This is a genomic window from Rhizobacter sp., from assembly GCF_035702065.1.
Lineage (GTDB): Bacteria > Pseudomonadota > Gammaproteobacteria > Burkholderiales > Burkholderiaceae_C > Rhizobacter.
This window is the reverse complement of record NZ_DASSRA010000342.1, coordinates 1-4,231: the sequence shown is the minus strand read 5'-3', so window position 1 is coordinate 4,231 and position 4,231 is coordinate 1. Positions and strand designations below refer to the sequence as shown.

Here is a 4,231-nt window from a genome sequence, read left to right as displayed (position 1 = left end):
GCACCGATCGCCTTGGCGTCCGCAATCGACACCGGGCGCGACCAGGCCACCCGCTGCCCGGCTGCGAACCGGCCCTTGAACGGCGAAGGCGGATCGGAAGGCTTGAGCAGCACGGTGGCAAGCGACGACACGGCGGCCACGGCCCCGAGCGCGAGATCGACCGGCCCACTGGGGTAGCTGGCCTGAGAGGCCGGCTTGGCAGGGGCCAGGCGGCGCCGCGGCACCGCGAAGACCCGCGAGGCCACGCTCATCATCGCGAGCCCGTCGCCAATGCAGTGGTGGTAGCGGAACACCATCGCGCCGCCCCGGCCGACGTGCTCCACCACATGCACCTGCCACAAGGGCAGGGCGTGGTCGAGCGGCTGGCTCGCCAGTTCGCTCACGAGGGCCAGCAGCGCCTGTTCATCGTGCGGCGCGGGCAGGGCCACGCGGTGCAGGTGCCGGTCGATGTCGAAGTCGGGCACGTCTTCCCAGACCGGCGTGGCCACCGGCCAGCCGGTTTCCACCACGCGCTGGCGGAAGCGCTCGTAGAACAGCAGCCGCTGGTCGAGCACGCCACGCAGCCGCGCATGCGAGAGCGGCTTGGCGGTGATGGCGACCATGGTGACGATCGCCGGGTTGGCCGGGCCGTCCATGTGCAGCCAGGCGGCGTCGACGGGATCGAGCGGGTTCATGTGAAGCGCATCCTAGGGTGCGCTCCGTGGCCTGACTTGATCGGGCGCAAAGTGCCGCGCGGCAACGCTTCCTACAGTGAAGGCTCCACCACGAGGAACCGACATGGACGTCCCGACCCAGGCCCATCTCCACACCCTGCGCGAGTTGCTGCTCTACCGCCGCCGTGAACTCATGAGCGAAGTCCATGCGGCCGACCTGTCGCGGCAGGCGGCGGCATCGTCGTCCGGCGCGGAGGTCACCACGCATGCCGATGGCGCCTCGCAACGCGCGCTGTCCGACGTTGACGTGGCGCAGGACGAGCGCGACCGCAGCGAACTGGCTCAGGTGGATGCCGCCCTGGCCCGGCTCGACCAGGGTGTCTACGGTGACTGCAGCGATTGCGGCGAGCCCATCCCGCTGCAGCGGCTGATGGTTCAGCCGGCCGCGGCACGCTGCGCCGCGTGCCAGGCCGCGTTCGAGCACTGAGCACTGAGCACTGAGAGCGCTGCGCGAGTTCAGCGCGGCGGCCTCACCAGCAGCACCGGCACGGTGGCGTGGCGCAGCACGGCCTGGGCCGTGCTGCCGACCAGATGGGCCAACCCGCTGCGGCCGTGCGTGCCCATCACGATCAGATCGCAGGGCCATGCGCGTGCCTCGTCGAGGATGACACCGGCCACGCCCCCGGCGCCGCAGTCGAACAGCACCGTCTCGCAGGCAATCGACCTCCGGCGTGCCCTGCGGCGGGCGCGGTCGAGCATCGCCTGGCCTTGCTTGCGCAGATCGGCCTGCACACTGCCGAACTCGGCGGCCGTCAGCATGTCGAGCGCAGCGGCCGAGGGGTCGAGCGCGTGCAGCACACGCAAGGCCGCACCCTGGTCGGCCGCCAGCGCGAGCGCTTCGCGCAAGCCGGCTTCCGAGGTCTTGCTGCCATCCATCGGCACGAGAATGTGGCTGTACATGGCGCTGTGCTTGCCGTTCGATCCATGGCATTCTGGACGGCGATGAGCGCGCCGCCTTGAGGCAGCGCAAGTGCCATCGTCTTCGCGCCTCGCATGATCACTTCGTGACTGCCATGGACACCCCGCCTGCGGCCAAGCGCCCGGAGAAGTTCAAGGTGCTTTCGCTTGCCGGCGGGGGCTTCCTTGGCCTGTACACCGCCTGCGTGCTGGAGGCGCTCGAAGCGCGCGCCGGCCAGCCGCTCGGGCGCTGCTTCGACCTGATCGCCGGCACCTCGGTGGGCGGCATCCTGGCCCTGGCACTCGCCTACGAGGTGCCGGTGAGCCACCTGATCCGGCTCTTCGAGGAGCACGGCACCGATGTGTTCTCGGCGCGGGCGCTGCCCAAAGGCCCCATGTCCAGGCTCATCGACCTCACGCGCTCGGTGATCGGCCCCAAGTACTCGGGCGATGCATTGCGCGCGGTGATGCAGGCCGAGTTCGGCGACCGCACGCTGTCGCAGGCGCTGCACCCGGTCGTGGTGCCCGCCGTGGAGGTGAACCGTTGCCGCACCAAGATCTTCAAGACGCCGCATGTGCAGGCATCGTCGGGTGACGGCGCGCTGCGGGCGGTCGACGTGGCCATGGCCACCAGCGCCGCGCCGGCCTACTTCCCGTCGCAACCCATTGGTGACCGGCTCTACGCCGATGGGGGGCTGTTCGCGGTCGCACCCGACCAGGTGGCACTGCACGAGATCGAGCACTTCATGGGGGTCGACCTCGAGCGCGTGTCGATGCTGTCCATCGGCACCGGCGCGGCCCAGTACCGCCCGGCCGAAGGCGTGCGCGACGACGCCGGCGCGGTCGGCTGGCTCACCGATGGCCGCCTGGTGCTCACGCTGATCTCGGTGCAACAGCAGCACGTGAAAGCCATGGTCGAAGACCGGCTCGGCGAACGCTATGTGCGGCTCGACGCCGACTGGCCGCCCGAAGGCGGGATGGGCATCGACGTGGCCACGCCTCAGGCGCGGCGGCAGCTGCGCGCGATGGCCAAGCGCACCCTGCGTGAGGCCGATATGCCCTGGCTCGCGAGCACGTTCATGAGCTGAATGCCGTCACCTTCTCAGTGCGCCATCAGCACCGGCAGCGCCGGCTCGCGCGTCATCGACGCGGTCGTGCCGCCCAGCAGCCACTCGCGCGTGCGGCTGTGGCCATAGCAGCCCATCACCAGCAGGTCGGCGCCCAGATCGCCCGCCAGGGCGGTGATGGCAGGGCCGGCATCGCGCGTGTCGGCAATCGGCGCCGAGCGCGTGCATTCCACGCCATGCGCAGACAGATAGCGCGAGAGGCTCACCACGCTGGCGGCGCCGCTCTCGTCGTGCGTCTCGGCGGCCGCCAGGTGCACACGGCGCGCCTGGCGCAGCCAGGGCAGGGCAGCCGAGACGGCGCGAACCGCCTCGCGTGACGGCTTCCATGCGATCAGTACGTTGGTGCCGACGTCTGCGGGCAGCTCGGACGGCAGCACGAGCACCGGCCTGCCGCTTTCGATGGCGACGGTGGCCGCAAAGTCGGACGGCAACTCCTTGTCGGCGGGCTCGGCACCGCGCATCACCACCAGGTCCGAGTACATGGCCTGCTGCGGGAAGTCCCAGGCGGTCACCACCACCGATTCGCTCCAGCGCACGCGAGGCAACTCCTTCTGCGCGGTGACGAAGCGGATCTTCGCCTTGGCACGCTGCTGTTTGTCGAACTCGACGAGCTGGTCGGCCACCACCCAGGCGCTGTCCATGGCGGCGGAGGCCGGGTACCGGACCACCGAGGGCGTGACGGCGTACAGCGCCGTCACCTGCGCGTCGAACCGCTCGGCCAGGCGCTGCGCAAGGCGAGCGTCGGCAATGCAGGCCTCGTTGTCATCGACGTGGAGCAAGAGGGCTTTGGGTGTTTCCATGGTGTGTCTCCGCAAAGTCAGCCGCCAAGTCGGCCACGCTCATCAGGCATCACGCGGCCCGGGGCGACCACACAGCGGGCTTGGTGTCTCCCGCTTCCTGCCGCGCCTCTGCCAGCGCCTGCGCAAAGGCGCGCAGGCGAGGGCTGCAGCTTCCGCTTTCGACCTCGCGCGTCGTGAACGCCGCGCTCAGCAGGGGCGAGTGGCCGGCAATATCGACGATCTCGGCCACGGCGTTGGGTGCACCGCGGCCGCCCATCACCGAGATCACGGCGAAGTCGTGCAGCTGCGCCTTGTAGCGATCCACGAAGCTGCGCATCGGGCCGGCCAGCCGATACGCCCAGATGGGTGAGACCAGCACGACGGCGTCGAACGCGGCGGGCGGGGGGCCGAAGTAGTCGATCTGCGGCCGGCGGCGCAGCAGGGAGTCGAGTACGCAGCGCCAGTTCGCGAACGGGCCGCGTCGCGGCGAGGTCTCTTCGATCTGCCCGAGGTTCCAGCCCTTCAGCGCGCACAGCCGCTTGGCCAGCTGCAGCGAGGTGCCGGTGTATGAATAGGTGATGACCAAGACCTTGCTCATGCCGTGCTCCGTGATTGCATCAGCCACTGTAGGCAGCACCACGCGGAGGGCATTGCGCTGCGTCAATCCATGGGCGGCCAGGCGGCTCGCGTCATCCTGAGTTACCGTCAATGCGAC

6 protein-coding genes are annotated in these 4,231 nt (G+C 69.9%); 2 read left to right on the top strand and 4 right to left on the bottom strand.

Features of this window, described 5'->3' with window-relative positions; all coding sequences use genetic code 11:
* A partial coding sequence (locus VFL64_RS15195; protein WP_489541224.1) for a wax ester/triacylglycerol synthase domain-containing protein occupies positions 1–674 on the bottom strand: 674 nt, incomplete at its 3' end.
* Positions 675–777: 103 nt separating this feature from the next.
* Between VFL64_RS15195 and VFL64_RS15190 the strand changes: the two genes are divergently transcribed.
* Entirely contained in the window at positions 778–1,140 is a 363-nt protein-coding gene (locus VFL64_RS15190; protein WP_489541223.1) for a TraR/DksA family transcriptional regulator, read from the top strand.
* Between the two features lie 29 nt (positions 1,141–1,169).
* Here the strand turns inward: VFL64_RS15190 and VFL64_RS15185 are convergent, their stop codons facing one another.
* The gene (locus VFL64_RS15185) at positions 1,170–1,613 is read right to left on the bottom strand and encodes a universal stress protein (protein ID WP_489541222.1); all 444 of its coding nucleotides are present in this window, start codon (positions 1,611–1,613) and stop codon (positions 1,170–1,172) included.
* Between the two features lie 113 nt (positions 1,614–1,726).
* Here VFL64_RS15185 and VFL64_RS15180 point away from each other — a divergent pair, with 113 nt between their 5' ends.
* Complete coding sequence (locus tag VFL64_RS15180) at positions 1,727–2,698, top strand: CBASS cGAMP-activated phospholipase (protein ID WP_489541221.1); 972 nt, start codon at positions 1,727–1,729, stop codon at positions 2,696–2,698.
* A gap of 14 nt (positions 2,699–2,712) precedes the next feature.
* Here the strand turns inward: VFL64_RS15180 and VFL64_RS15175 are convergent, their stop codons facing one another.
* Positions 2,713–3,537 carry a universal stress protein gene (locus tag VFL64_RS15175; RefSeq protein WP_489541220.1) on the bottom strand — a complete coding sequence of 275 codons (825 nt, stop codon included), beginning with the start codon at positions 3,535–3,537 and terminating at the stop codon, positions 2,713–2,715.
* 49 nt (positions 3,538–3,586) lie between these two features.
* Positions 3,587–4,231, bottom strand: a 645-nt coding sequence (locus VFL64_RS15170) for a flavodoxin family protein (protein WP_489541219.1), incomplete at its 5' end; no start/stop codon positions are given.